Source organism: Mesorhizobium sp. (genome assembly GCF_005063415.1).
In the GTDB taxonomy this organism is placed as follows: domain Bacteria; phylum Pseudomonadota; class Alphaproteobacteria; order Rhizobiales; family Rhizobiaceae; genus Mesorhizobium.
In genome coordinates this window covers 1-286 of sequence record NZ_SUEG01000401.1, presented here as the reverse complement: position 1 = coordinate 286, position 286 = coordinate 1, and the positions used below count along the sequence as shown (strand labels likewise).

1 pseudogene is annotated in these 286 nt (G+C 72.0%); it reads right to left on the bottom strand.

The annotated features are described in order from the left end of the window. Positions 1 to 286: pseudogene (locus E5W70_RS32800) on the bottom strand (hypothetical protein); the annotation flags it as partial.

The window sequence follows — 286 nt, the reverse complement described above, 5'->3', positions numbered from 1 at the left end:
CCCGCCGCTGCGGACGCGCCGCACGAGCTCGCCGACATAGCGTTCGGTCCGGCGCCGCCGCCACAGCGCCAGCATGGTCGACGGCCCGATGCCGCCCGCGTTCTCGACCATGCCGCTGAGCTCGCGGCAGAGTTCGGCGCGATCCTTGTCGGCGGGGATGCCGGCCCAATCCGCTGCCGCCTGGGTCAGGACGAGGTTAACGGCGTCGAACAGGACGATCTCGTCACGCCGCTGCCAGTCTTCCAGCTGGTCGAGCCAGGCGCGACGAAAGGTCGCGCGGAGCCGC